27 protein-coding genes are annotated in these 25,253 nt (G+C 46.9%); 2 read left to right on the forward strand and 25 right to left on the reverse strand.

The window, feature by feature from the left end:
* Positions 1-34: 34 nt before the first annotated feature.
* The 10 genes from ccsB to HP399_RS18625 form a co-directional block, all read right to left on the reverse strand.
* On the reverse strand, positions 35-1,264 hold the full coding sequence (gene ccsB, locus HP399_RS18580) for a c-type cytochrome biogenesis protein CcsB (protein ID WP_173617970.1): 1,230 nt from the start codon (positions 1,262-1,264) through the stop codon (positions 35-37).
* 24 nt (positions 1,265-1,288) lie between these two features.
* On the reverse strand, positions 1,289-2,923 hold the full coding sequence (locus tag HP399_RS18585) for a cytochrome c biogenesis protein ResB (RefSeq protein WP_173618004.1): 1,635 nt from the start codon (positions 2,921-2,923) through the stop codon (positions 1,289-1,291).
* A gap of 13 nt (positions 2,924-2,936) precedes the next feature.
* Positions 2,937-3,461, reverse strand: a complete 525-nt coding sequence (gene resA, locus HP399_RS18590; RefSeq protein ID WP_007724043.1) for a thiol-disulfide oxidoreductase ResA — start codon at positions 3,459-3,461, stop codon at positions 2,937-2,939.
* 117 nt (positions 3,462-3,578) lie between these two features.
* On the reverse strand, positions 3,579-4,319 hold the full coding sequence (locus HP399_RS18595) for a pseudouridine synthase (RefSeq protein WP_173617971.1): 741 nt from the start codon (positions 4,317-4,319) through the stop codon (positions 3,579-3,581).
* Between the two features lie 114 nt (positions 4,320-4,433).
* Positions 4,434-4,967, reverse strand: a complete 534-nt coding sequence (locus tag HP399_RS18600; protein WP_173617972.1) for a spore maturation protein — start codon at positions 4,965-4,967, stop codon at positions 4,434-4,436.
* Between the two features lie 11 nt (positions 4,968-4,978).
* Positions 4,979-5,569 carry a nucleoside recognition domain-containing protein gene (locus tag HP399_RS18605; RefSeq protein WP_007724061.1) on the reverse strand — a complete coding sequence of 197 codons (591 nt, stop codon included), beginning with the start codon at positions 5,567-5,569 and terminating at the stop codon, positions 4,979-4,981.
* The gene (locus HP399_RS18610; RefSeq protein ID WP_173617973.1) at positions 5,562-6,731 is read right to left on the reverse strand and encodes a D-alanyl-D-alanine carboxypeptidase family protein; all 1,170 of its coding nucleotides are present in this window, start codon (positions 6,729-6,731) and stop codon (positions 5,562-5,564) included. Before HP399_RS18610 ends, HP399_RS18605 begins: the two co-directional genes overlap by 8 nt.
* A 144-nt stretch (positions 6,732-6,875) precedes the next feature.
* The gene (scpB, locus tag HP399_RS18615) at positions 6,876-7,460 is read right to left on the reverse strand and encodes an SMC-Scp complex subunit ScpB (protein WP_173617974.1); all 585 of its coding nucleotides are present in this window, start codon (positions 7,458-7,460) and stop codon (positions 6,876-6,878) included.
* Positions 7,450-8,214, reverse strand: a complete 765-nt coding sequence (locus tag HP399_RS18620; RefSeq protein WP_173617975.1) for a segregation/condensation protein A — start codon at positions 8,212-8,214, stop codon at positions 7,450-7,452. The genes scpB and HP399_RS18620 overlap by 11 nt, the downstream gene beginning before the upstream one ends.
* Positions 8,215-8,233: 19 nt before the next feature.
* Positions 8,234-8,902 carry a site-2 protease family protein gene (locus HP399_RS18625; RefSeq protein ID WP_173617976.1) on the reverse strand — a complete coding sequence of 223 codons (669 nt, stop codon included), beginning with the start codon at positions 8,900-8,902 and terminating at the stop codon, positions 8,234-8,236.
* Between the two features lie 229 nt (positions 8,903-9,131).
* Here HP399_RS18625 and HP399_RS18630 point away from each other — a divergent pair, with 229 nt between their 5' ends.
* Positions 9,132-9,404, forward strand: coding sequence for a helix-turn-helix domain-containing protein (locus tag HP399_RS18630; protein ID WP_228088556.1), 273 nt, complete (start codon positions 9,132-9,134; stop codon positions 9,402-9,404).
* A gap of 41 nt (positions 9,405-9,445) precedes the next feature.
* A complete protein-coding gene (locus tag HP399_RS18635) occupies positions 9,446-10,267 on the forward strand; it encodes an IS3 family transposase (RefSeq protein ID WP_255654190.1) in 822 nt (273 codons plus the stop codon).
* A gap of 74 nt (positions 10,268-10,341) precedes the next feature.
* Here HP399_RS18635 and HP399_RS18640 read toward each other — a convergent pair whose 3' ends face one another.
* From HP399_RS18640 to HP399_RS18710, 15 genes are all read right to left on the reverse strand, one after another.
* On the reverse strand, positions 10,342-10,770 hold the full coding sequence (locus HP399_RS18640; protein ID WP_173620161.1) for a peptidylprolyl isomerase: 429 nt from the start codon (positions 10,768-10,770) through the stop codon (positions 10,342-10,344).
* A 68-nt stretch (positions 10,771-10,838) separates the two neighbouring features.
* Positions 10,839-13,112, reverse strand: a complete 2,274-nt coding sequence (locus HP399_RS18645; RefSeq protein ID WP_173620162.1) for a GGDEF domain-containing protein — start codon at positions 13,110-13,112, stop codon at positions 10,839-10,841.
* A gap of 124 nt (positions 13,113-13,236) precedes the next feature.
* Positions 13,237-14,559 carry a diaminopimelate decarboxylase gene (lysA, locus tag HP399_RS18650; protein ID WP_173620163.1) on the reverse strand — a complete coding sequence of 441 codons (1,323 nt, stop codon included), beginning with the start codon at positions 14,557-14,559 and terminating at the stop codon, positions 13,237-13,239.
* A 179-nt stretch (positions 14,560-14,738) separates the two neighbouring features.
* Positions 14,739-16,208: a spore germination protein gene (locus tag HP399_RS18655; protein ID WP_173620164.1), complete on the reverse strand. Its 1,470-nt coding sequence runs from the start codon at positions 16,206-16,208 to the stop codon at positions 14,739-14,741.
* On the reverse strand, positions 16,162-16,776 hold the full coding sequence (locus HP399_RS18660) for a stage V sporulation protein SpoVABEA (RefSeq protein ID WP_173620165.1): 615 nt from the start codon (positions 16,774-16,776) through the stop codon (positions 16,162-16,164). The genes HP399_RS18655 and HP399_RS18660 overlap by 47 nt, the downstream gene beginning before the upstream one ends.
* A 29-nt stretch (positions 16,777-16,805) precedes the next feature.
* Positions 16,806-17,156, reverse strand: coding sequence for a stage V sporulation protein AE (gene spoVAE, locus HP399_RS18665; RefSeq protein ID WP_137029388.1), 351 nt, complete (start codon positions 17,154-17,156; stop codon positions 16,806-16,808).
* On the reverse strand, positions 17,156-18,181 hold the full coding sequence (gene spoVAD / locus HP399_RS18670) for a stage V sporulation protein AD (protein WP_173620166.1): 1,026 nt from the start codon (positions 18,179-18,181) through the stop codon (positions 17,156-17,158). The genes spoVAE and spoVAD overlap by 1 nt, the downstream gene beginning before the upstream one ends.
* A 13-nt stretch (positions 18,182-18,194) precedes the next feature.
* Positions 18,195-18,686 (reverse strand): stage V sporulation protein AC, encoded by a 492-nt coding sequence (gene spoVAC, locus HP399_RS18675; RefSeq protein ID WP_173620167.1) that lies wholly within the window; start codon positions 18,684-18,686, stop codon positions 18,195-18,197.
* Positions 18,687-18,767: 81 nt separating this feature from the next.
* Positions 18,768-19,187 carry a stage V sporulation protein AB gene (locus HP399_RS18680; RefSeq protein WP_173620168.1) on the reverse strand — a complete coding sequence of 140 codons (420 nt, stop codon included), beginning with the start codon at positions 19,185-19,187 and terminating at the stop codon, positions 18,768-18,770.
* Entirely contained in the window at positions 19,184-19,798 is a 615-nt protein-coding gene (locus tag HP399_RS18685; RefSeq protein WP_228088285.1) for a stage V sporulation protein AA, read from the reverse strand. Before HP399_RS18685 ends, HP399_RS18680 begins: the two co-directional genes overlap by 4 nt.
* Positions 19,799-19,993: 195 nt before the next feature.
* Positions 19,994-20,749: an RNA polymerase sporulation sigma factor SigF gene (gene sigF, locus HP399_RS18690; protein WP_173620170.1), complete on the reverse strand. Its 756-nt coding sequence runs from the start codon at positions 20,747-20,749 to the stop codon at positions 19,994-19,996.
* 11 nt (positions 20,750-20,760) lie between these two features.
* Positions 20,761-21,210 carry an anti-sigma F factor gene (gene spoIIAB / locus HP399_RS18695; protein WP_048032581.1) on the reverse strand — a complete coding sequence of 150 codons (450 nt, stop codon included), beginning with the start codon at positions 21,208-21,210 and terminating at the stop codon, positions 20,761-20,763.
* Positions 21,210-21,560: an anti-sigma F factor antagonist gene (gene spoIIAA, locus HP399_RS18700; RefSeq protein WP_007724108.1), complete on the reverse strand. Its 351-nt coding sequence runs from the start codon at positions 21,558-21,560 to the stop codon at positions 21,210-21,212. Before spoIIAA ends, spoIIAB begins: the two co-directional genes overlap by 1 nt.
* A gap of 147 nt (positions 21,561-21,707) precedes the next feature.
* Entirely contained in the window at positions 21,708-22,892 is a 1,185-nt protein-coding gene (locus tag HP399_RS18705; RefSeq protein ID WP_173620171.1) for a D-alanyl-D-alanine carboxypeptidase family protein, read from the reverse strand.
* Positions 22,893-23,034: 142 nt separating this feature from the next.
* Positions 23,035-25,107, reverse strand: coding sequence for a methyl-accepting chemotaxis protein (locus HP399_RS18710; RefSeq protein WP_173620172.1), 2,073 nt, complete (start codon positions 25,105-25,107; stop codon positions 23,035-23,037).
* Positions 25,108-25,253 lie beyond the last annotated feature (146 nt).

The following is a 25,253-nucleotide window of genomic DNA, read 5'->3' on the forward strand; positions in this document are numbered from 1 at the left end:
AAGCTGGTGGTAAAACCAGCTTTTCGAGGATATTCTACACCCCAGCGTAGGAGTGCAAACCAGCAATGACCAAGTTGACCACGACCAGTGTAATCAAAATAATGACGAACCCGATGACGGACATCCATGCTGATTTTGCACCGATCCATCCTCTGGATAGACGCAAGTGCAAGTAGGCACTGTAGAAGAGCCAGACAACTAAGGCCCATACTTCCTTAGGGTCCCAGCCCCAGAATCGTCCCCATGCCTCTTCTGCCCAAATCATCGCAAAGATAAGGGCCCCGAGGGTAAACACCGGATATCCGATACTGATTGCTCGATAACTGATCTCGTCCAGTAGCTCAGGATCGACACTCTCAACGGAAGGCTTAATTGCAGCCCCTAATCGTTTTCGGAAAATCAAACGCATTCCGCCATACAGAATTACCCCTGTTAGGACAGACCACAGCATCGTGTTCAATTTGCGTGCAGCGTCTTTTCCTTCCATCCAGGTAGGTGCCTCAAAGAGTGGAGACATTGGACCTTCCTTGATGATGGTTGAATCAGCAGGTGCAACAATTGCAGGCAGGATGTACTCCACTTTCGGTTTTACCATCTGTCCTGCTGCATTCATTTCTTCCTTCTTCATCTCAAATACCGTCTTTTGATCCATACGAGCAAACGTAGAATCCATCAAAATGAATCCAACGAGCATCAGGACCACAGCCAGCACGATCTCCAGCCATTTCGTACTTTTCGTGGAAATATGCTGCGGAACGGTACGGATCAAATACATCAGACCCGCTGCAAAACCAACCGCCAAAATCCCTTCACCCAGTGCAGCAGTAGTCACGTGAATGTGCAGCCAGTAGCTCTGCAAAGACGGAATCAATGGGGTGATTTCCTTTGGGAACACGTACGAATACGCGAGCATGATAACCCCTAGCGGAAGAACGAACGCCCCAATCGAGGTCAGCTTGTAGATCCGGTAAATAATTAAGTAGGCCAGGATAATACAGTAATCCAAGAATGCCATAAACTCAAACATGTTACTCGTCGGGCTATGACCGCCTGCAATCCAGCGAGCAATCACATACCCTGTTTGCGCCACAAAACCGATAACGGCTAACCAATACGCAATCCGTCCATAGCGCTCTTCATGTTGTTTGGGATCACGCCCTGCCCAGTTTTTACCCGTCACGGCTACAGCGAAGACGATAGACGAGATGACGTAAAGCAGGAACGCGACATCCAGTAACCAGTCACTCAGTTGAATGAGCTGCACGTTGTTAGTACCCCCTTTGAAGCTTTAGGCCTTGGCCTTCGTTTTATCTTCTATCGTGACAGGGAGCTCCGCTTGTTTAACCAGCCCATCTACTTCTCTACGAAGACCGAACCAGTTTTTATTCGTGTGAGCTGCTACCAAGATACTTCCCTCTTGCGTCTGTACCCAAACCCGACGATGTTGCCAGAACATGCCGATCACAACGCCCGCAAGGAAAATGAATGAACCTAAATAAATCAATGGCAATGCTTTGTCCACCCGTACATTCAGCCCTGCAATATCGATTAAATCAGGCATTTTGATGTCGAGTCCGTAACGCGTATCATTTTTCTGTGTAAGAATGGTTCCTTCTAGATAAACCAGTTTTTCGTTATAATTGCCATTCTCTCCAATGAGTTCCAATGCCACCATCGGATTTTTAGGCAAATTGGTTTTCGTCGCCGGCTTCCCGTCTTTTCCCATTATAAAATCGGGGAAGTAATCCAAAATCCGTACCGTAAACCCATCCGCAATGGTTTGCTCTGGCTGTGGATTGTACAGATCAATTTTGATAAGACCGATCTCTTTTTTATTGTTTTTCAAATCGACCACTGTAAAATTAAGCGCGCCAAGCTGCATCTCTTGCACGCCGCTCTGATAAATGTAGAGGCTGTCCTGCTCCATCGGATGATTCACGACGATCGGACCCTTCTGTACTTCTACCAAATCCGGCTTTTTCCCTGGAACGTCAGCGCTTTTATTTTCATACAAAATGGCCTCTGTCTGGTAGCTCTTCACAATGGCTCCGCCCTTAAGCTCCAGTTGCTCCGGCATTTCTTCTTCCGACCAATACTCTGTCGTGTAGTTCTCGTTTTTTATGTAGTAAGGGGTATTCGGAATCGCCATTGTTTGTCCCTCACGCACCCAGACGTACTCGTCCAAGTAAAAGCCAGGCAGGCTTCGCATCAGGGTACCGACCAAAAACAAGATCAGTCCAATGTGATTAATGTAAGGACCCCAACGGCTAAAACGGCCTTTTTCAGCCATAATCGCCCGTTCCGTGCGGAAAATGCGGTATCCTTTTTCTTTCAATGCCAGAGCGGAGGCGTCCAGTATTGCTTCCTGATTGGCTTCTGGAGCAAGCTCACCCTCTGCAAACAGCTTTTGCCCTTTCAAAAAGGACTTGTGCTGGTTCAATCTTGGCTTCTTTAACGCTTTATACAGCGGTACTACGCGGTCCAGACTACAGATAACCAAAGACGTACCGAGCATAACAAGAAGCGTCACAAACCACCAGGACGAGTACATATTGTGAAATCCAAGGCCGTAGAAAATCGTTCCCAGCGTTCCATATGATTCCGTATAAAAACGGGCAACATCTGCTTCAGTCGGTACGGGAACCGGTATGTACATTTGTTGTGGAAAGATGGTTCCAACTGCGGACGCCACCAAAATGACAATAATGATACCGATTGCAATTTTGACCGAAGAAAAAAAGTTCCAGACTCGATCGATTACCTTTGTTTTATTCGTTTGAGAACGTCTTGCCATTCCTTCATAACGCATGTCAGGAAACGATGTCTGCTCGTGGACTTCCACATTCAAAGGCTTCCCGCAAGACTCACAGAGCAGCGTCCCAACCGGGTTGGTATGACCGCATTCGCATTTTCTCTGATCCATCATTGCTCCTCACTTACGGCAAGATTTTTGTTATTTTCGACTCAATCATCGCTTCATCCAACTGCCCGATAAAAATGTCCTGCACTTCTCCATCAGGGTCGATGAAAAAAGTCGTCGGAATCGGACCGATTCGATACAGCTTTGTTATTTGCGATTGGCGATCGAGCAAAATAGGGAAGTCAATCCCGAACTGCTTCACGAATGGTTCTACGGCAACTGGCGATTCTCCGATATTGACGCCGACTACAACCAATCCCTTGTCTTTAAACTTCGTATATTGCTCTTGCAATGCCGGCATTTCTTCCTTACAGGGTTCACACCACGTGCCCCAGAAATTAAGGATAACGCCCTTTCCTTTCAAACTTTCCAGAGTCAGCTCTGGTCCATTCAGTTGCTCCAAACTAAAATTCGGAGCATCGCTTCCTACTTTCACAGCACCGGGGTCCTTCACAAAGCTGGAATAGAGTGCAAAGACCAGCGCTACAAGCAAAACACCCAATACCGCGATCCTGACATATGTACGATTGCTTTTGTTCATGACTCCATACTCCCATCTACTGCTAATAAATTGCATCCTTTTCCCATTCTATTATAGCGTTCCTAGTTTTTCCGACAGCGCACAACTTATGAACAGATTTTGAACGAATCAATGTTTCTACCGCGGGCTGCGTTTCTTTTGAACCAATCCCCGCTTCAAGCTCTCCACTTCCTCATGATTGAGCTTGCGAAATTCGCCTGGCTTTAGTCCATCTAATGTGAGAAATCCTAGACGGATTCGCTCCAATGTCAGCACCGGATGACCGATTGCTTCACACATTCTGCGCACTTGGCGGTTACGTCCTTCATGTATAGTCAGTTCTACCAATGCCTTTTGGCTGCTAGACTCTGTCTTCAACAATTTGGACTGACCGGGAGAAGTCATGCCATCTTCCAAACGAATGCCGGTTGCTAGCTTGTGCACTTTTTCCTGACTAGGGATTCCCTTTACCCATGCCCGATACACTTTATCGATTTCATAGCTTGGATGTGCCAGCTTGTTGGCAAGCTCCCCATCGTTCGTCAAGAGCAGCAAGCCGGAAGTATCGTAATCCAAGCGACCTACTGGATATACCCGTTCTTTAATTCCCTTCAACAGATCGATCACTACCCGTCTGCCGCGCGGGTCAGTGACGCTCGTAATGACACCGGTAGGCTTGTACAGCAAGAGATAGACATGTTGCTCCAGCTTAACCTGCTGTCCATTCACCACAATTTTGTCTTTGAGCGGATCGACTTTTATTCCCTGCTCTCGTACGACTTGGCCATTTACCTGCACCTTGCCTTGCGCAATCAATTCTTCACAATGGCGACGAGAGGCGATTCCAGCATGCGCCAATACTTTCTGTAAACGTTCCATCGTTGGTTCACCTCTACAACATCATACCCATTCTTACTAGTGTGGACAAGAAAAAGGGAAAAACTTCCCCATATCCATGAGGAAGTTTTCACTGCCAACACTATTTGAACTCTATTAAGCGAAAATGTAGGAGACAATGAGCAGCGAGAATATGACACCAGCCAGGTCCGACCACAAGCCTACCTTTAGCGCATAAGCAGAATTGCGAATGCCAACTGCGCCAAAATAAACGGTTAGGACATACAGTGTCGTATCTGTGCTCCCTTGCATGGTAGCTGCCAGTCTGCCCAAAAAAGAATCGGGACCGTACTGCGCGATCAAATCTGTTGCTATCGCAAGTGAGCCTGTTCCCGTCAACGGACGAAGCAACGCCAACGGGACCAGTTCTTCCGGAAAATGCAACAGGTCAAGTAGCGGTTTGAGCACGCGAAGCAGTAGATCCAATGCTCCTGACTCCCGAAACATACTCACCGCGACCATCATGGCAATCAGATGCGGGAGTATGCGAATCGTAGTGGTTAAGCCACCTTTTGCTCCATCTACAAACGTCTCGTAGACGGGGACTTGTTTCCGCCACCCATACAACAAGACAAAGGCAATCGTAACGGGAATGGCCCAAAGAGAGAGCAGGGATACCCATTGGTACATAAGGACTCCCCCTATCTGTGTCTTCGTATATGCCGATAACGATACATGCGATCAATCAACAGGGCGACAATGGTGGCAGCAAAGGAAGATAACAACGTAGTGCCTACGATTTCTACGGGATTCACGGAGCCATACTGCATGCGGATCGCGATCATCGTCGTAGGAATAATCGTAATGCTCGCCGTATTGATCGCCAGCAGCGTACACATGGCAGCCGAAGCGTTTTGCTTGTCTGGATTTAGCTTTTGGAGCTCTTCCATGGCTTTCAGCCCCATTGGAGTTGCTGCATTACCCAGCCCGAGCAAGTTTGCGCTCATATTTGAGAGGATATATCCCATAGCAGGGTGTCCTTTTGGTACATCAGGAAAAAGGATCTGAATGATCGGTGACAGTACCCGCGCCAATAGCTCAAGGAGTCCTGACTTTTCTGCAATCCGCATCATTCCCATCCAAAAAGCGAGAACACTGAGAAGACCGAGACAAACGGTTACTCCCGTCTTGGCTCCTTCAAATGCTGCTGCGTTAATCGCTTCCATCCGCCCCGTCATGGCCGCAACGACAATGCTAATGACAATGAGACCGAGCCAGATGACATTAAGCACTCCACAGCCCCCCTGACACTATGTCCCAAAATGGCTGCCACATGGAGCGTGAAGCTTGCGGAGCTGCTAAAGTCGGCGCATCCACACTAACTAGCAACGGAACCTGCCCAATCATCTTCTCCTTTAAATAGAGTTGCAGAAACCCTGCCAGCTGACCATTCATTTTCGATGTTACCGTTGATTCTCCCATAACGACGCGTTTGTGAATCCCCTCTGCCTCTGCCGTTTGCAATGGATATTGAAAAGCGTTTGTTGTGACAAGATGAGTTCCTGTTTCGAGTGTGACTGGCGTGTCAGGCTTTACCTCCTGCCCTTTTTTGACCAGCTCTTGTAGTGGATAATTCGCAAAGCCCCAGTCCATCAGCTTGGCGGAGTCGTTCCAGTCATCAGAAGCATTCAGGGTAATCGTGGCCAGCTGCCTTCCATCCCGCGTGGCAGAAGATGCTAGGCAGCGCTTCGCGATTTTGGTGTATCCCGTTTTCACACCATCAGCACCGTTGTATAAATGAAGCATCTTGTTTTTGTTGAGTAGACGCCGATCCCACTGCTCGCCTTCCCATGAAATATCCTTGACTTTCGTTGAAACGATTTGACGAAATACCGGATTATGTAAGGCGTAGGCGGACAGCTTTGCCATATCTTCCGCGGTGGAGTAATGCTGGTTACTGTCATCTAAACCATGCGGATTGGTGAAATTCGTATGCTCCATTCCAATCATCGCAGCCTTTTCATTCATCAAGTAAGTGAATCCAGGCACTGACCCTCCGATGTGCGTTGCGATGGTGACTGCTGCGTCATTACCAGATCGCAACATCAAACCGTACAGCAGTTCTTCAAGCGTGAGCTTCTCCCCATTTTTCAAGTAGATCGATGAGCCTTCTACACCAACTGCTTGTGGCGGTACCGTTACCTGTGCATCCAATTTGCCCATCTCGATCGCTACGATTGCTGTCATCGTTTTTGTCAGACTCGCGATCCTCATTTTTTTCGTACCGTTTTTGGAATAAAGAATCCGCCCACTCTCTACATCGATTAGCGCTGCACCTTCTGCTGACAAGCTAGGTGGAGCTGCAGCAGCTTTTACCATCGCTGCCGGCGTAAGAGCCATCTGTATAAAAAGAAAAACGACGAGTACGCCGGACAGATATTTTCGAATGCTCATAAACGTCCTCCCCATTTGAAAACTTGGGCTCAACCTTGCCTATTAGGCAAGAGAAAAGCCGTCGTTATACCACGATACACAGGTTTGTACCATAGTATATGGGGACGAGTCGTATGATAGTACGAAAAACTGTCCGGACTGTAACTAGTCGTTTGTTGATTCTTCTGCTTTTCCGAATAGCGCTGATGCTTCCAATCGCGCTTCTTCGATATCAAGATTGACAGGCGGTTCTGGCAAATCCCCCAGTTCCCGTAATCCAAAATGCTCCAAAAATTCTTTAGTGGTCGCGTACAAAATAGGACGTCCGATCCCCTCTGCTCTCCCCGCTTCGCGAATGAGGTGTTTAGATAAGAGGGTGTTCAGTGCTTTTTCGCATTTAACGCCACGGATTTCTTCAATCTCCGAACGAGTCAGTGGCTGCTTGTACGCAACAATGGCAAGAGTCTCCAATGCTGCTTGGGATAGCGTTGACTGACCTGGCGATGTTGCTAGCCGTTCAAAATAGGGTACATGCTCGGGCAGAGTGGTCAGCTGATACGCTTTTGCCACTTCCACGATTTGAATACCGCGTCCTGCTCGGCGGAAGTCAGCTTTCATGTCTTCGATCAAATCGATGACCTCTTCTTCCGACACCTCAGTGATTTCACAGATTTCTTTGGCATCGATTCCTTCATCACCCGAGATGAACAGCAAGCCCTCGATTACGCCTTTCAGCTTGTCATAGTCCATCGTTATGGGCTCCTTCCGCTCCGGTTTCACATATGATGATGTCTTGAAACAATTGATTTTGTACACACGTAATGTGCTTAGCCTTCATGAGCTCAAGCAAAGCGAGAAAGGTCGTCACAATCTCTGTACGCGTCGCCCCTTGAGTAAACAACTCAGAAAACCGAACCATCCCACCACCGCGTACCACTTGGCGTATCTCCGTCATCCGATCCTTGATGGAGATTTCGTCGCGCGACACCTTGGTCATCGGTTCTTTTTCTTTCGTTTTCTTTACCAGCTTTTCCAACGCGTTGATCAAATCATAGAGGGTCACATTCGTTACGGTATGATCTTCTTCGCGCGCATAAGGAGATAAATTTTCTGCGGGACGCGTAAAAACTTGATTACGGCCGATTTCCATTTCTCGCAAGTTCTCAGCAAGCATTTTATAGCGTTTGTACTCCAACAGACGAGCAACCAGTTCTTCACGCGGGTCTATCTCGTCTACATCCATATCGAGGAACTGCTGAAAGACATGCTCCTCCTTTTTGGGTAACAGCATCTTGCTCTTAATAGAGAGGAGCGTAGCCGCCATGACTACGAACTCACTGGCCACATCCAGTTGGAGCTCTTGCATCTTGTCAATCGTCGCGAGGTATTGCTCCGTAATTTCCGCTATCGGTATGTCGTAGATGTCCACCTCAGCCTTGTCGATCAGATGGAGCAACAGATCGAGTGGTCCCTCAAAGGAATCAAGTTTGATGCTGTAAGCCAAAAGTCGTCCCTCGTTTCCGTTAGATGAACACGCTTAATATGTTCACTGCAATCTGTTGAATCCAGGTGCTTACAATAGCAAGCGGAATCCCGAAAATGGTAGAGCTGACACCTGGAATGAAAATCAGCAAGAGCAAGATCCACGGTCCGTAAACCTCATAATGATAGTACTTCGCATCCCAGCTACGCGGAGACAAGAAGCGCAATATTTTGTAGCCATCCAATGGTGGGATCGGCAAAAGGTTAAAGACGAAAAGAGCCGCATTGATGATGATACTAAATTCAAGCGTTGTCTCAATGGCAAAGACTGCTTTTTCATTCATTCCTACCAACATTCCGGAATAGCGTACAAGAATGTACACGATGCAGAATAAGATCGATAGGATCAGGTTGATAATCGGACCTGCCACCGAAACGTAAACGATACCTAAACGCTTGTTCCCGCGAAAATGAAGAGGATTGATCGGCACTGGCTTCGCCCAACCAAATGGACCAAACAAAATGAGAATCAAACCAAACGGATCAATATGCGGGATTGGGTTTAATGTTAAACGGCCTTCCGATTTAGCCGTGTTGTCACCTAGCTTCCAAGCGACAAAGGCATGCGCCCATTCGTGCAAAGTAAAAGCGATAACGAACGCAATCATGCGAAACGGTACCGTTTTCCAATCAAAGTGAAAAAGGTCCATTGCTTCCTCCTAATCATCCGTGTTCAAAAAAGTCGTCTATCTTCTAGCATACCAGCAGATAGATAGGCTTACAACCCCATTCCAGCTGGACCCAGCATGCATCCTGACGAAAAAACACCGACAAGGTTTTGAAGTGCACCCCTTAAAGTAGACATTGGAAAAACCCCTGTGGTTTACCGATGAACTTTAGGGGGTGCATTTTTTTATGGCAGCTAAAGGGCAAAAGTTTATGAGCTATCCAGAAACACTGAAAAGGGAAGCCATACGTTTACATCTTGAGGAAAAATGGACGTATAAACGAATTACAGAACATCTGGGAATTCTGGACAAAGATCGTGTGAGAAAGTGGATGAGAAAGTATAGACAGCTTGGAGAGTTTGGACTCCTAGATCAACGTGGACGTCGGGAGACGTATATTGACCAGGACCGTCATGTTCAAAAATTAAAGCGTGAAAATGAAATCCTAAAAAAGTGTTTGGAAATCTGGGTACGGGAGGTGTAAGGAAGAAATATCACATGGTGGAGACATTGTCTTCAATCTTCATGGTAACTGAGATTTGTAAGGCTTTAGGTGTCTCGAGAAGCGGATATTATAAATACCTCTCCACTAGAAAACAGAACAAGGACAAAGCTTTGAAAGAGAAAATCAACATGATCTATAAGCAAAGGAAAGGAATTTACGGCTACCGCAGAATTCAAGCAGAACTAGTACGCCAGTATGGTTGTAAAGTAAACCATAAAAAAGTGTTACGGTTGATGCAAAATCTGGGGATTAAAGCAGTTATTCGCCGGAAACGTGCCCATATCACCACTTTTCAAGCCATTGTTTCCGATGGACGTGTAGCCGAGAACATGCTAAATCGTAATTTCGTTGCTCAGAGACCAAATCAAAAATGGGTAACTGACGTTACCCAATATCGAATCGGAGATGAACGCATCTATCTCTCAGCAATTAAAGATTTGTGTACGCGCGAAATTGTTGCCTATCATATCAGCTCTCGAAACGACAATGCGCTTGTTCTTCAGACTTTCAAGAAAGCATTTAAAACACAAAAAGACGTGACTGGTGTGATCGTTCACAGCGATCAGGGTCACCAGTACACGTCTCATGCATACCACGACATGCTGCCTACGGTTGGCGCCAAAATCAGCATGTCACGACGAGGCAATTGCCTAGACAACTCCTCGATGGAGAGCTTCTTTTCTCATTTGAAAACCGAAGCTCTATATCCCTATGATATACGAGATGTACAAGATGCTCAAAGAAGAATTGAGGAATATATCCATTTTTACAACGAAGAACGTCTTCAACTGAAATTAAAAAAACTGACGCCTAGTGAATTTAGACGTCAGTTAGCGGCCTAACGGCCAGGGTTTTTCTTACTGTCTACGAAATGGGGTCTTGACCATTTCCCTCATCGGTGTTTATAAAACTTTTATTAGCCTACCTTTACTGTACCCATTTTATCGCCTTGTTTGATTGCATCAACGTGTTCCATACCGGAAGTGACGCGACCAAATACTGTATGTACGCCATCGAGGTGAGGGAAAGCATCATACAAGATGAAGAATTGGCTTCCGCCTGTGTCTTTTCCTGCGTGTGCCATGGACAGGTAACCGCGCTGATGCTTGTGTGGGTTTCCTTTTGTTTCACATTTGATTGTGTAACCAGGACCGCCTGTACCTGTACCGTAAGGGCATCCGCCTTGTGCTACGAAGCCAGGGATAACACGGTGGAAGGACAGTCCGTTGTAGAAGCCTTCGTTAATCAATTTCTCAAAGTTTGCTACTGTGCCCGGAGCTTCTTGATCGAACAGCTCCAGCTCGATTTGGTTACCATTTTCCATGGTGATGAGCGCTTTTTTCATATGTTGAACCTCCATACCTTGTAAAGTTAACGTACCCATTCTACCATGGAGAACGATTGACGTCCAATTTATCCCTCGATGCGGATCTGCTCTTCTCCAGGCAACTCACAATCAGTAATAAAAACAGTTCCCGCCTTCGCCTTTGCCACCATTTTCACGTACGCTGCCTTCTCTGCAACTTGTTCCGCACTGGTGTACTTCCCTGCATATAGGACGACACCTGCCATCGACATCGAGAGCTCCTGGCCGTCCCCCATTCTGCGCTTTTCATAAATGTCCGAAAAGTACGGTGTAAAAGCATCCATGATAAACAAGACTACATCATTCGCACATTGTGCTGTCGTAATCAGGATAAAATCATCTCCGCCGATATGCCCTATGAAGTCAGACCCGCTTCCATACCATTTCGATGCTTCCCGCAACAAGTTCGCCGTTCGAACGATAATCTGATCACCCACTTCAAATCCGTAGCGGTCGTTAAACCATTTGAAACGGTCGAGATCACAGTAGATGACCACCTGATGATCATTCCGTTTCAGCCGTTGATTCAATTCCCTTTCAATCTGCACATTCCCCGGCAACCCTGTCAGCGGATTGGCAGAGCTCGCCATCTCGAGCTTAATGGAGGCCATTTTGTCCAACAGCTTCTGCACGGTAACGATACCGATGTACTCGCCATTCTCATCAATAATAATGACCACATCATACAAATGATAAGCATCTCTGGCCATCGCCCGCTTCGCTACCTCATCCAACTTGTCGTCTTTGGTAGCTTTGAGCGGGTTGGTATTCATGATTTGAGAAACGGGTCTTTCATAATACAATGCGATTCCGTATTGACCACCGAGAATTTGATACAGAGAAAAGCGCATAACAAGCCCAACTGGTATGCCGTTCTCCAGTACAACCACGCTTTCAATCCGCTGATTTTGTTCGAAAATCTCATGGATTCGTCTTACTTTCACGTGCTTTTCAACACTGATTGTCTTCGCCAAAATTTCCGTCATAGCCGGAGTGGGCAGGATTAGCTCTGCTTCTTGCTCAATCCGCCTTTCCATTGTAAATCGCAGAAAGTTCATAGCCGTTCCACATAGCTGCGCCATCCCTTTGTCCGGCTTGCCTAAATAGTAACCCTGTCCATAGATGACACCGACGTCTATGAGCGTTTCCAGCTCACGCTCCGTCTCGATCCCTTCTGCAATGATTTTACAGTTCACTTTGTCAGCGAAGGACACAAACGTCTCTAACAACGCCTGCTTAATCGGATCGACATCGATATTGCGGATCAATGACATATCGAGCTTAATAAAATCTGGATAGATTTCTGTAATCGATTCCAAGCTGGAATATCCTGCTCCCGCATCATCTACAGCAATCATATAGCCCTGCTTGCGGTACTCCTCAATGATTTTTCGAAAGGCAGCGTAATTCGTAATCGCGTGGCGCTCTGTAATTTCAAAAACAATGTTTTGTGGCGTCAGCTCATACTCTGCCAAAAGCATCTGCACTTTGCCACGCAACAGAAACGGATCGTCAATCGCCCGTGGGTCCAAATTGATGAACAATTTTTCATGCGGCTTCAGATAGCGTATATGCTCCAATGCCCGTTTTCGACATATATGCTCCAAACGAAACACCGTATCCGTCTCTTGTGCATAATTGAACAAGGCAGCGGGAGTTGCAAAGAGACTGTTGACCGGCCCTCGCGCCAATGCCTCCCATCCCAAAGCTTCGCCATTTGGCAAATGAATGATCGGCATGAAATGCATCTGGACGTTTTCTTCTGCAAGCAGCTTGTGAAATTGTCTGATGTGCGTATATTTTTCGGAGGTAATCCCATATTTGGCCATATGTACAGCATGTTTGACAGAAGTATACATCTCTTTCACGATATCTTCTCCGATGATTTCCGCATAACCGATATGGACACGAAGCTCCTCGCGATTGACGAAGCTCACTTGTCGATTTAACTGTCGTTCAGCCAACTCCTGAAAATGAATCGATAGCATTTGACAGTCTTCCTCACTCATCGTGTTCGAAAAGGAAGTGTAGATCGCAAAATCATCTCCCCACAGCTTTTGAATCGCGATGATTCTCCCTTTGATTTCAAATGCTTGACGAGCTACAGCTGGCAAAATGCTTTCAAATATATGAAGAACTCTCTTGGCACTTGTATCGCCATAGCGATGCTCTACCTCTGTCAGCTTGACGATATCTATATAAAACATGACGACTTTCTTCTCTCTCTCCACTTCTTGCCGAATCATCGCCTTCATCCATTGGCGTTTGTCCAATGAAATGTAGGGTATTCGTCGAAACCGCTTCATAAGAGTCGACAACATGATGAATCGCTCCCCCTCACCCTTTCATTATGCCGAGAAAACATTAAGCAATCATGAATGGGAGATGAAGGAAATACAAAACCTTCCCAAACGATCGGGAAGGTTTGTTCATTTTTTATGAAGTTTAGCGCATTAGCTGCGCCCGTTTTGGCAGAACATCGTGACCGACTACTTCTGCGTATGTTTCACGTCGTACGACTACTTCTGCTTCTCCGTCCTTGACAAATACAACAGCAGGACGAGCAATCCGATTGTAGTTGTTCGCCATCGAATACCCATAGGCACCTGTGCTTGGAACTGCGAGAATATCGCCCGCCTGTGCTTCTGGCAGCTTCACATCCCAGATGAGCATATCACCTGACTCACAGCACTTCCCTGCAATGGAAACAACTTCTGTGGCAGGTGCATTCATTTTGTTCGCAATCGCTGCTTCATATTCTGCATCGTACAAAGCTGGTCGCAGATTGTCTGTCATGCCACCATCGACCGCAATATATTTCCGGACATTTGGAATGTTCTTTTGCGATCCAATTCGGTACAAGGTTGTCCCTGCATCTCCTACAATACTCCGACCTGGCTCGATCCAAATCTCAGGTAGAGGAATCTCCAGCGCTGTGAGTTCTTGGCGAACGACATCTGTAATGGCTTTGATATACGTTTCCGCTGGCTGCGGTGTATCCCCTTCTACATACCGAATACCGAAGCCGCCACCTACATTCAGTACTTCTGGCAGGAATCCAAGCTTTCCTTTTGCTTCCCCCAACAGTTCTGTCAATCGTTTGACAGCGACGAGGAAGCCTTCTGTTTCAAATATTTGTGAACCTATATGGCTATGAACTCCCAATAAATGGAGATGATTGCTTTCGTGAGAGAATTGAATCGCCTCAAGAGCCTGGCCGTTTTGCACGTCAAAGCCAAACTTGGAGTCGATCTGCCCTGTAGAAATGTATTCATGCGTATGAGCTTCTACACCCGGTGTGACACGCAAGAGAACGGAGACCTTTTCGTTCCGCTCTTCGGCCAATTGCGCCAAGATGTGCAGCTCATAAAAGTTGTCTACAACGAAACAGCCAATTTTGGCATCGAGCGCCATGATTAACTCATCATGAGATTTGTTGTTGCCATGGAAATGGATGCGCTCTACGGGGAATCCAGCTTGCAGAGCCGTATACAATTCGCCGCCAGATACTACATCGAGTGACAAGCCTTCCTCTTCAATCAACTTGCACATCGCCATCGTGCAAAAAGCTTTACTCGCGTAAGCAACCTGGAAGGAAAAACCCGTATTGTGAAACGCATTGACAAATTCGCGGCATTTGGTGCGAATTTGTAGTTCGTCATACACATATAAAGGTGTTCCGTAAGTAGCAGCTAGATGTGTCGTATCACAGCCTCCGATTTCCAAGTTTCCTTGTTCATTCACTCGACTTGTCCCGTGTAAGTACATGTTTCGTTTCCTCCCCAATTCATTCGCACCGATGATGTATATAGACAACCTTTTATAAAGAAAGGCAACCAACAAGGAGCGTCAGTTGCCATACAGAAACTTTTGTTCGTAAGGCTTCCCTACAATTTACTACAAGGTTGTGCGTTTGACAATGGGTGAAGCCAACCGTTTTCAGAATATTATTGCCGAGAGGAATTTTGCGCGCGAACGATACTCGGCCTGTTGTTTTTGCTTGGCACAGCCAGCCGTACCACAATATCCTTCATCCCTTTGTAGTTGAATGGAATGAACGGCCATAAGTATGGTGTATTGAGCGAACGGGTGGAAGCCAAGAAAATCAGAATGATCGTAAGTCCGATCATCAGTCCCGGTGTGGAGAAAAAGCCCACCATGAGAATCAGAAATAAACGAATCAGTCGATTGGCCAAGCTCAACTCATAACTGGGAGTCGCATACATCCCGATTGCCGCCGCTGCCAGATACAAGATAACCTCGGGTGCGAGGAGTCCTACCTTGATAGCCACATCCCCGACCAGAATCGCGGCCAATAAACCTACGGCAATCGAGAGCGGCGCTGGCGTATGAATGGCGGCCATCCGCATCAAGTCCAGTCCAACCTCAGCGATCACGAATTGTGCCAAAATTGGAATGCTCCCCATCTTTTTGATCCCCAGGAAGTGAAGTGGCTCCGGTATCATGGAAGGGTGCATAACCAAAAGCAACCAGATCGGCAAAACAAAAACAGAAGCAAAGATTCCCAAAAAGCGAACCCAGCGCAGATAAGCACCGATTACCGGTGTTTGTCGATACTCCTCCGCATGCTGTACATGATGAAAATAAGTGGCGGGTGTGATCATGACACTCGGCGAAGTATCCACATAAATCAGTACGTGACCTTCCAATAGATGTACAGCAGCTACATCAGGTCGCTCTGTATATCGTACTAACGGGAAAGGGTTCAAAGTCTTTCCAATGATAAATTCTTCGACGGTTTTTTCTGCCATCGGTATCCCGTCAATCTGGATGTTTTGTAGACGCTCCTTTAACGTTTGGACCAGCTCTTCATTTGCTACATCGTGCAAGTAGGCAACCGCAACATCTGTCTTGGTACGCTCCCCAATCTGCATGATTTCAAATCGGAGCCGTTCGTCACGAATCCTTCGACGCGTAAGAGTCGTATTGGTTATCAGGACTTCTGTAAAGCCGTCATGCGCTCCCCGAACGATTCGCTCCGTATCTGGCTCCTGTGGTGAACGATTTGGCAGTATTTTTGCATCGAGAATGATCGCGTGACGCGATCGGTCGATGATAAGCCCTACTTGACCGACGAGTAATTTGTCCATGAATTCGTCTGTCGTTTCCACCTTGCTGAGCTGAAAGAAAGGGATGAATTTGTGGAACAGCTGGTCGAAAGCGTCGTCCGCCAGCTCCCGGTCACGCACATCATTCAACTCACGCATGACCTGCGAAATGAGTAAGCTTTCTGCGAAGCCATTTATGTAATACAACAACATTCGTGTATGCCCCACATAAAAATCATGGACCCCAATATCAAAGCTCTTACCAACACCGAGTCTGTCGTTCAAATACCTCTGATTCTCTTCAAGATAAGTCGAGATGGGATGCCGTTTTTCCGTGACCTGTGCCATGAGCGCCGCTCCTTTCCATTATCCATTGCACCGCTCTCGTTGTGATGGGACAACCGTTTTGCAAACTATCCCTGCCTTCCATTTTGCCTATATCTCCAATTCCGATGACATTTGGTACATGCAAGTAATTCAAGATGTCTACCGTATCTCCATAAATATGATGCTGAAGTTGCTCGTCTGCGTACCCGTCCTTGTCCACCGCTTCGTCTACAATTTGTCCTTGGTTGTTTACGGAATAAGCGACCGTCGCACCCTTGACCCATTGTGTATTTGAGGCTACTGCAATCGCACCGATTACTTCGATATCTGGATGCTTCACCACGTATTCGAGTGCTCGTTCCCCTCTACCCTTGCCGTAATCTCCGTTGTCATCGAACATGACGATGACAGGATCATATGGTGTCATTTTAATGAGTTCGACCATCTGATTGCCTCGTAATGGAGTTGGATTCCCGGCAGACAGTGATATACATCGACCACCAAATTGCTTGGCGACATTCTCGATAACTTTTTGGGCAATATGATCTCCGTCTGTCACCAAGATGACTTTCCGCCGTACTGTGTCCATGCTGGGTCACCGCCTTTTACTGCTTGGACTTACCCTTTGGGTTTAAAGATGAGTGAGGCAAAAAATCCGAATGCAATCGCAGCCGATATACCCGCACTCGTGACCTCAAAAATCCCCGTTGCCACACCTATCAACCCATGTTGCTCAGCCTCGCCGATAGCTCCATGGTACAAAGAATGACCGAAGCTCGTAATCGGCACAGTCGCACCTGCACCTGCGAAATCAATAAACTTGTCATACACACCGATAAAATCGAGAAAAACTCCTGCCACAACCAGCGTACTCATGACATGAGCAGGCGTTAGTTTGCCAACATCCAGAAGGAGCTGACCTACTACACAAACCAATCCCCCTACGACAAAAGCAATCAGGTACTCCATCATTTTCCTCCTTCCAGTGCAACCGCATGGGCGATGCACGGTATCGAATTGCCCTGCTGATAGCTTACCGGGCTTAAGAGGGCTCCCGTGGCACAGACCAACACCTTTTTCAGTAACCCACGGTTGAGTTGATCCAAAATGTAGCTATACGTGACCACTGCACTGCTGGCACAACCGCTCCCGCCTGCAAATACATCCTGATCGGGGGAGTAAATCATTAACCCGCAATCATTGTAGATTTGATCCATATCGTATCCTTCTGTCAGCATAAGCTCTTTTAGAATTGGAAACCCGACAGCTGCCAGGTCACCAGTCACGATCAAATCATAGGCTTGTGGGGAGCGCCCCGTATCTTGAAAATGCGTCTGGATCGTCGCAGCTGCTGCTGGAGCCATAGCCGTCCCCATGTCAAACGGGTCTTTAATCCCCATATCCACTACTTTTCCCATCGTCGCATACGTGATTCGCGGACCATTTCCCCCTATCCCGACCAATCCAGCGCCGGCTCCTGTCACTGTCCACTGGGCGCTTGGCGGCTTCTGGCCTCCATATTCCGTGGGATAACGATATTGCCTTTCCGCTGTGGCATTGTGGCTACTGCAAGCAGCAATGGCCCTGTTCGCATAGCCTGCGTTTACCAAAGCCGCCGCATTTGCCAGTGTCAGCATCGAGGTAGAACAAGCTCCGTACATGCCCAAAAGCGGAATCGCCACCTTTTCTGCTGCAAAGTTGGTGGTGATGTTCTGATTCAACAGATCACCGGCGAGAATGATATCCACATCCTTGCCCGTGATCCCAGCCTTTTGCAGCAAGGTGTTGACTGCATCCTCCATCAACTGGCGTTCGGCGTCTTCCCACGTCTGTTGGCCTGCATACATATCGTCGTGGATCTTATCAAACAAGTGTGCCAGCGGCCCTTCTCCTTCTTTTGGTCCCACAGCAACTGCCGAGCTTTGCAAGCGAACATTTTGATCGAAGTGCCAAGTTTGCCGATTGACTCGTTTCACTGGTTGATTGTTTGACACCGCCAGCCCTCCCTTAGAAAAACATGTTGATCAGGCTCTTTAAAATTCCCGCAATGAAAGCAGCAACAACCCCAAATACAATGACCGCGCCAGCCAGCTTAAACATATTTCCCCCAACGCCGAGCACATACCCTTCGCTCCGATGTTCGATGGCAGCAGAAGCTATTGAGTTGGCAAAGCCTGTAACAGGCACAGCTGATCCTGCTCCGGCATACTGCCCGATATTGTCATACACACCTAGCCCCGTCAGCAATACCGATAGAAAGATAAGCGTCGCAACGGTCGGATTGCTTGCCGTTTTCTCCGTAAATCCGAAGAAGGTAATATACATATTTTGAATAGCCTGACCCAACAAACATATGGTCCCACCCACCCAAAACGCTCGAAACGAGTTAAGCAAAACATTTCGTTTGGGCTGGAACTTGGAAGCTTGCTGTTGATACAGTTGTTTGGTCATCTGCATCGATCCGGGGGCTTTGGATTTGGATTTTGTTTTGGTTGCCATGACCTTTCACTCCCTTTGTAAGCTTTCTTCCTATATCCTTCCTTTTTCTAAAGTTGCCTATGAATAGTGGTATTTACCATTTCACAGATGGAGCAGCCATTGCAGCAAGGAACCCGTCACTTTTCCCAAAACCACTGCCATCAACAGAAAGAGAAGACTGCCATCCATGTGGATTCGCTTCGCCAATATCGGAAAGACATTCAGTACCTCAGTCAAGCCTGCGGCAAGTGTCCCCACAAATATCCCTGCAAATACCCCGTAAATCGAAGAAACGATAACGGGCAAATGAGCACCCCAGTGAAAAAAGTCAATAAACGTAAAAAAAAGTGCTCCTGCCACTAGAGCCCATTCCAGCGAGCGGATATATCGATGAGCATTCGTTAATTGCGTTAACCTTGGAATAATGTCCAGAACGGTAATAAACGCGACCAGCCCACTCCCTACTGCAAGACCTCCACCTAGCCCGATCAACATAAGCAACAAGCATTTGATGACGCTCATTTCTTCGTCCGTTGGTTTTCCTTGTTTTCATTTTGTATGTAGTATTGATCCAGGCTTTGCTGATACATAAACAATTCCACTTCTAGCGGACTAGGTTCTTCGTTGATTTTTTTCTGGAAGATATGATTGAAAAACAGAATCATCCCCAAGCCGATTCCGATGGAGTAAGGGATTTGCAACCACAAAGGCTGATGGCTTTTTTCACCTGTAATCAAATAGTAGATCCGTTCGTGAACCTGCATCATGCTGACATCAGTATGGAAATTCATGATCGCCAAGCCTGAGCCAATGAACAACAGAATCCACACCATCGCCACCAACATCGGGTTCGATTTCTTTCGTGGATTGAGTACTTCCACTATGATTTGGGGAGCACCCTGGACGTCCAATTCCACGTCAGGATAGACAGAGCGCAGCCTTTTAATCACCTGCATAATATCGATAATGATCAAATTGCCATCTGTTGGCTTTGTCTGGTAAATGGGCATCCGCTTTAACGCTTCCTCGCGCTCTCCATCCCAGTAAAGCTGGCAAATGTCCCCAAGCATAATCATGGCTTGTGGCTGTACGGCCAATCGCTTTCTCAGGCGCAGAAACAACGCGTCTTTCATGGTACCTTCCCCTTCCATCACATACCTGATTATTCGCTAGTATGTGCCGAGCCACAAAACCCATGCAAATAAACGGCGGTCACATTCTGTTTTATGAAAAACGTCGAGATGTTTCGATCTCCCGATGAGAGGGGACGTTTTTCACACAAAAAAACACCCCAGCCACGTAGTGACCGGAGTGTTTCTTTGCATCTGTTAATGCTCAATTTGGTCTTTGATTGTTTGTAAAATGCGCTTCTCGAGACGCGATACCTGTACTTGCGAGATTCCCAGCCTCTCCGCTACTTCCGACTGCGTCTGATCCTTGTAGTAGCGCAGATAAACAATGAGTTGCTCCCGCTCACTCAATCGACTGATCGCATCCTTGAGTGCAATTTTTTCAAACCATTTGTTGACCCCTTCATCCGCAATCTGATCGATCAACGTAATGGGGTCCCCGTCATTTTCAAAAACCGTTTCATGGATGGAAGAAGGTGCCCGATTCGCTTCTTGCGCAAACACGACTTCTTCTGGCGTAATCCCCACCACGTCCGCAACCTCAGCAATCGTGGGTGCGCGACCATATTGCTTGTACAGCTCATCCTTTGTTCGTCGTACCTTATTGGCTGTTTCTTTGAGTGATCGACTTACCTTGACTGTACCGTCATCGCGTAAAAAACGTTGAATTTCTCCGATAATCATCGGCACAGCATAGGTTGAGAATCGAACATCATAGGAGAGATCGAACTTGTCTACGGCTTTCAAAAGGCCAATACAACCGATCTGAAACAAATCATCCGCTTCGTATCCGCGGTTGATAAAGCGCTGGACGACGGACCAGACCAGTCGAATATTACTGTTGACTAAAAGCTCTCGTGCCTCAGTGTCGCCAGCTTGGCTTTTGGCGATTAGCTCTTTCACTTGGTCATTGGTCAGAAATGGTTGACTCGCGTTTTTGATATCGGCACCCATAGGCACTACCCCTAATTTTGCAAGGCTTTGGCAAACGCTAGGCGTTTGGTGAGGCGCACAGTTGTTCCTTTACCCACAACTGTTGCCACTTCCAAAGAATCCATGAAATTCTCCATAATGGTAAAGCCCATTCCAGAGCGCTCAAGCTCCGGTTTCGTCGTATAGAGTGGCTGCATGGCCTGCTCCACATCCTCAATTCCTCGTCCATTGTCTTCCACAATCAGATCAACGCTGTCCTCTTGAATTCGCACAGAGATCTGTACCACACCCTCTGGATTTTCGTCATAACCATGAATAATGGCATTGGTAACAGCCTCGGATATAACGGTTTTGATTTCTTCCAGCTCGTCCATCGTAATATCGAGTTGGGATATGAAGGCTGCAACTGCTACACGTGCGAATGCTTCATTTTGGCTCAACGCTGCAAACGACACTGACATAAAGTTACGCTGTACCATCATTACGCCACCCCCAGAACATGCAAAGCATCCGCTTCGTTTTCGCGAAACTTGATCACCTTGAATAACCCGGACATCTCGAATATTCGATAGATCGTAGGATTGATCGAGCAGACGTACATTTCTCCAGATCGGGCAGAAATCTGCTTGTATCTTCCCAAAATAACCCCGATACCAGAGCTGTCCATAAACGTCAAATCAGCTAGACTCAGCACAATATGGCGTATAGTAGAGGTACGCAAAAGATCATCCGCCTTCTTGCGCAACTCCTCTGCCGTATGATGATCCAGCTCACCCTGCAAACGGATCACCAGCACGTCCTGCCGTGTTTCCATCGCAACTCGTAAACTCATAGCTGACACACTCCTTCTCCCTTGATAGAAACTCTCTTTCTTCCTCAACGAAACCAATTCCTGCCAGCCGACAAAAGAACAAAAAAATCGAGCAGCCGCGCCATTCCATTCGGGGCAACTCGATTCTTTTCGCGCTCATGCTGTCTGTCAGTAGCTAATCAAAACGCTCTTGGTGGTTCGCTTGAGAATCTCCCACATGTTGGCTTTATCTATCTGATCTTCTGGGAACAGATCGATACGGTTTACTTCCTTGCCATCTTTCGTGCGGATGAAAATGTGTCCAATTACTTGGTCCTTTGCTACAGGTGCACTGATCGCCTGGTTGATGACAATTTCCTTTTGGAAGGTATCTGCCGATTCACCTTTTTTCATCAACAAGCTAACCGCATGGGGTGTCACCGCATTGATCTGTGCTTTCTGACCTTTATCCACAACAAGTGCTCGCACAGCTTCTCCCTTTTTGTACATCGGCGTCACCTGAAAGTGCGTGAATGCGTAATTGAACATGGTCGAAACCTCATTGTTGCGCGTTTTTACATCAGGCTCACCCATGACGACAGCAATGACACGCATGTTGTTGCGTTTGGCAGTCGCTGTTAAACAGTATTTCGCTTCGCCTGTGTACCCTGTTTTCAAACCGTCCACCCCTTCATAAAAACGCACCAGCTTGTTCGTATTCACAAGCCAGAAGGGGCTCTCTGTATCTTTTCGCAAGTAGTCTTGGTACGTACCAGTGAACTTCGTGATGCCTTCGTGCTTTAAGAGCTCGCGTGACATGATCGCAATATCTGTTGCCGAAGAGTAATGATTCGTGGCAGGAAGTCCATTGGAGTTTACAAAATGCGTATTTTTCATGCCGAGCTGCTGTGCGCGTTCATTCATTCGCACGACAAAACTCTCCTCTGTCCCAGCCAAGTGCTCAGCCATTGCTACAGAGGCATCATTCCCAGAAGCAATCGCAATCCCTTTCAACATGTCCTCTACCGTCATTTCTTCACCGGGCTGTAAAAAAATTTGCGACCCGCCCATCGATGCTGCTCTTTCACTTGTTCGAACCTTATCGGTAAGCTTAAGCTCTCCCCGCTCCACCGCTTCCATGATCAAAAGCATGGTCATTACTTTGGTGATACTGGCGGGTGGCATTTTTTCATTGGCGTTCTTTTCATACAAGACTGTTCCCGTATCCGCTTCAATCATCACTGCGGATGAAGCTTGTGGGGCAAAATGATTGTCACCCTTTTGCTGTCCAGCCTTTTCTTTGGCAATAGCCATCGGAGAAAAGATGGTAAAGCACATAACGAAGCATAGAGCGAGGTATCCATTCCGTTTCATAGCAGTCTCTTCCCTCCATTCATGGTTTTATTCTCACCATCATGAAAGGAAAATATTCACACAAAAACGGCAAGATTATCTTCTCGAAAGACATCTGGTTACATAAAAAATCCCTTCCGCTACTAGCAGAAGGGACACTTTCTTAAATGACGAATCGGCTCACATTTTGCGTTAACTCATCCGCCATTTTTTTCAATTGCTCTACGTTTTCATTAATGCGTGCAATCGAATTCAATTGTTCATCCACTGTCTCTACCACATCTGAGATGGAGTCACTAATTTCATCCGACATCGTGGCAAGACGTTGCATGGAGTTCGTCACAACCTGATTACCTGCCGCCATCTCTTCCGAGGTCGCCGTCATCGATTCGCTCTGCTCTGCTGCCGATTGAATCTCTGCCACGATATTTTGGAAAGCAGTACCCACAGACTCTACAGACTGCAAGCCTCCACTCACCATGGTAACGATCTGGTCCATATGCTTGCTCATATCCATTGCCTCATCATTGATCGAATGGGCAATGGCAGCGATACGCTCAGAGAAGGAGCTGCTTTCCTCTGCGAGCTTGCGAACCTCGCTGGCAACTACCGAGAAGCCTCGTCCAGCATCTCCAGCACGGGCAGCCTCAATGGCAGCATTCAGCGCCAACAAATTCGTTTGCGAGGCAATACTCGTAATCATTTCGACGATGCTCGTAATTTCGCGAGCCCGCTCACGAAGATTGTGCATTTGCCCAGCAGTACGTTCTACCTCACCAGTGGCACGTCTTACCGTATTGATTACGTTCTCCACTAACTCCATTCCGCCTTGCGCTCTTTCAAACGTACGGGTCGTGGCAACCGATGTAGATTCGGCAGCCACAGCCACCTGTTCAACGCCTTCCGATATTTCCGAGACGGTATTGGCCGTTGCTTGCACTTCATTCGTCTGCGTAGAAACGCGTTGGGCAATCGTTGAAATATTATCCGTAATGACGTTAATCGCTCCTTTATTTTCTTGCGCAAATAGAGTCAGCTCATCTGTCGCTACGTTCAGTTGTGTAGCTTGTCCCTGTACAAGGGCAATCAGCTTGCGAAGTTCAGCTGCCATGTCATTCATTTTGCGGCCAACCATCGCCAGCTCGTCATTGCCGTTTACTTTTACGTTGATATTAAAATGTCCGGCGCCGATTTGATCCATATCTCGCGCTATCGCGAACAGAGACATTCGAATCCGCTTCGCAAACCACCAGATCGCCCAAACCGAGAGTCCGATGATCGGCAAGCTGAAGAGTACGAAGTACAGCCACATACCGTCTACTTCACCATACACCTCGTTAGTTCCCGTGGACAAAACCACATTCCACTTCAACATTGGGATCGGTGCAAAAGCGGCAAATGAATCAATTCCATGATCCGAGTACAATAAGCTGTTGCTTGTCTCATGCTGCATCAGGGCAAGCATCTCTTCATAATCTTTGTCACCAGCCAGCACGAGCTTGTTGTTGTTATTCGGATTTTGATGGGCCACAACTAAACCATCTTGTCGAACGACAAATGCGTAGCCATTCTCCATGAAAGAGATCTCAGGAATCTTTTGAATCATTTGGTCAATCGTAAAGCCAACAACGAACAACCGGCTCGTATCATCGGCCTTTTCCCCTATGGGTGTCGCAATATAAAGAAAACTCTTGTTGCTGCCTTCAACGATTTCTTCATCAGAAACGACCAAGGATTTCGTGGTTAGCGCTCTTTGGAAGTATTGTTTTTGCTTGAAGTCAATCTCATTTGTCCCGGTCAAGGAATACAGGGATTTCCCGGTAGCCGTGTCGATCAAATAGATTCTGGATACTTCTTTATGTGCCTGGCGCAATAAAGTAAACTGCTCCATGATTAGTGGCTGCAGCTCTGTCATCATCACACGTTTGGTTGCCGCCGATTTGGTGGAGTTCACAATCGCTTTTATGTCATCTTCTATGCTATTCGCATGCTGGTCAGCCAGCATTTTTGCCTGATTAGAGGTAATGCTAAACAACGTTGATTTCGAGAAGGAAAGGGCTATGTATTGCAAAGAACCGATAATAATAAGTACAAGAATTAGACCAAACACAATCATCTTTGTAGCAAGAGAGCCTTTAAGCTTTTCCGTTGCTACTTGGCTAGTCAGGTTTACTTTTTTTATGAGATTCGATATTCCCTCCTTCTTTTTCCATCGTGGCGACAAAAATTTACTCATGCTACTTGCCCCCTTTATCACTGCTACAATTTTCCAGTGCAAGAACTCCGAAAAAATACCCCTGAAAAAACTGCCTCTGGGTACAATACCCATTTTTTTCAGAGGTAAAACCTCCCTTATGAAGGGAAACGAGTTCCGGGCTGCAC

The organism is Brevibacillus sp. DP1.3A, assembly GCF_013284245.2.
Classification (GTDB): Bacteria; Bacillota; Bacilli; order Brevibacillales; family Brevibacillaceae; genus Brevibacillus.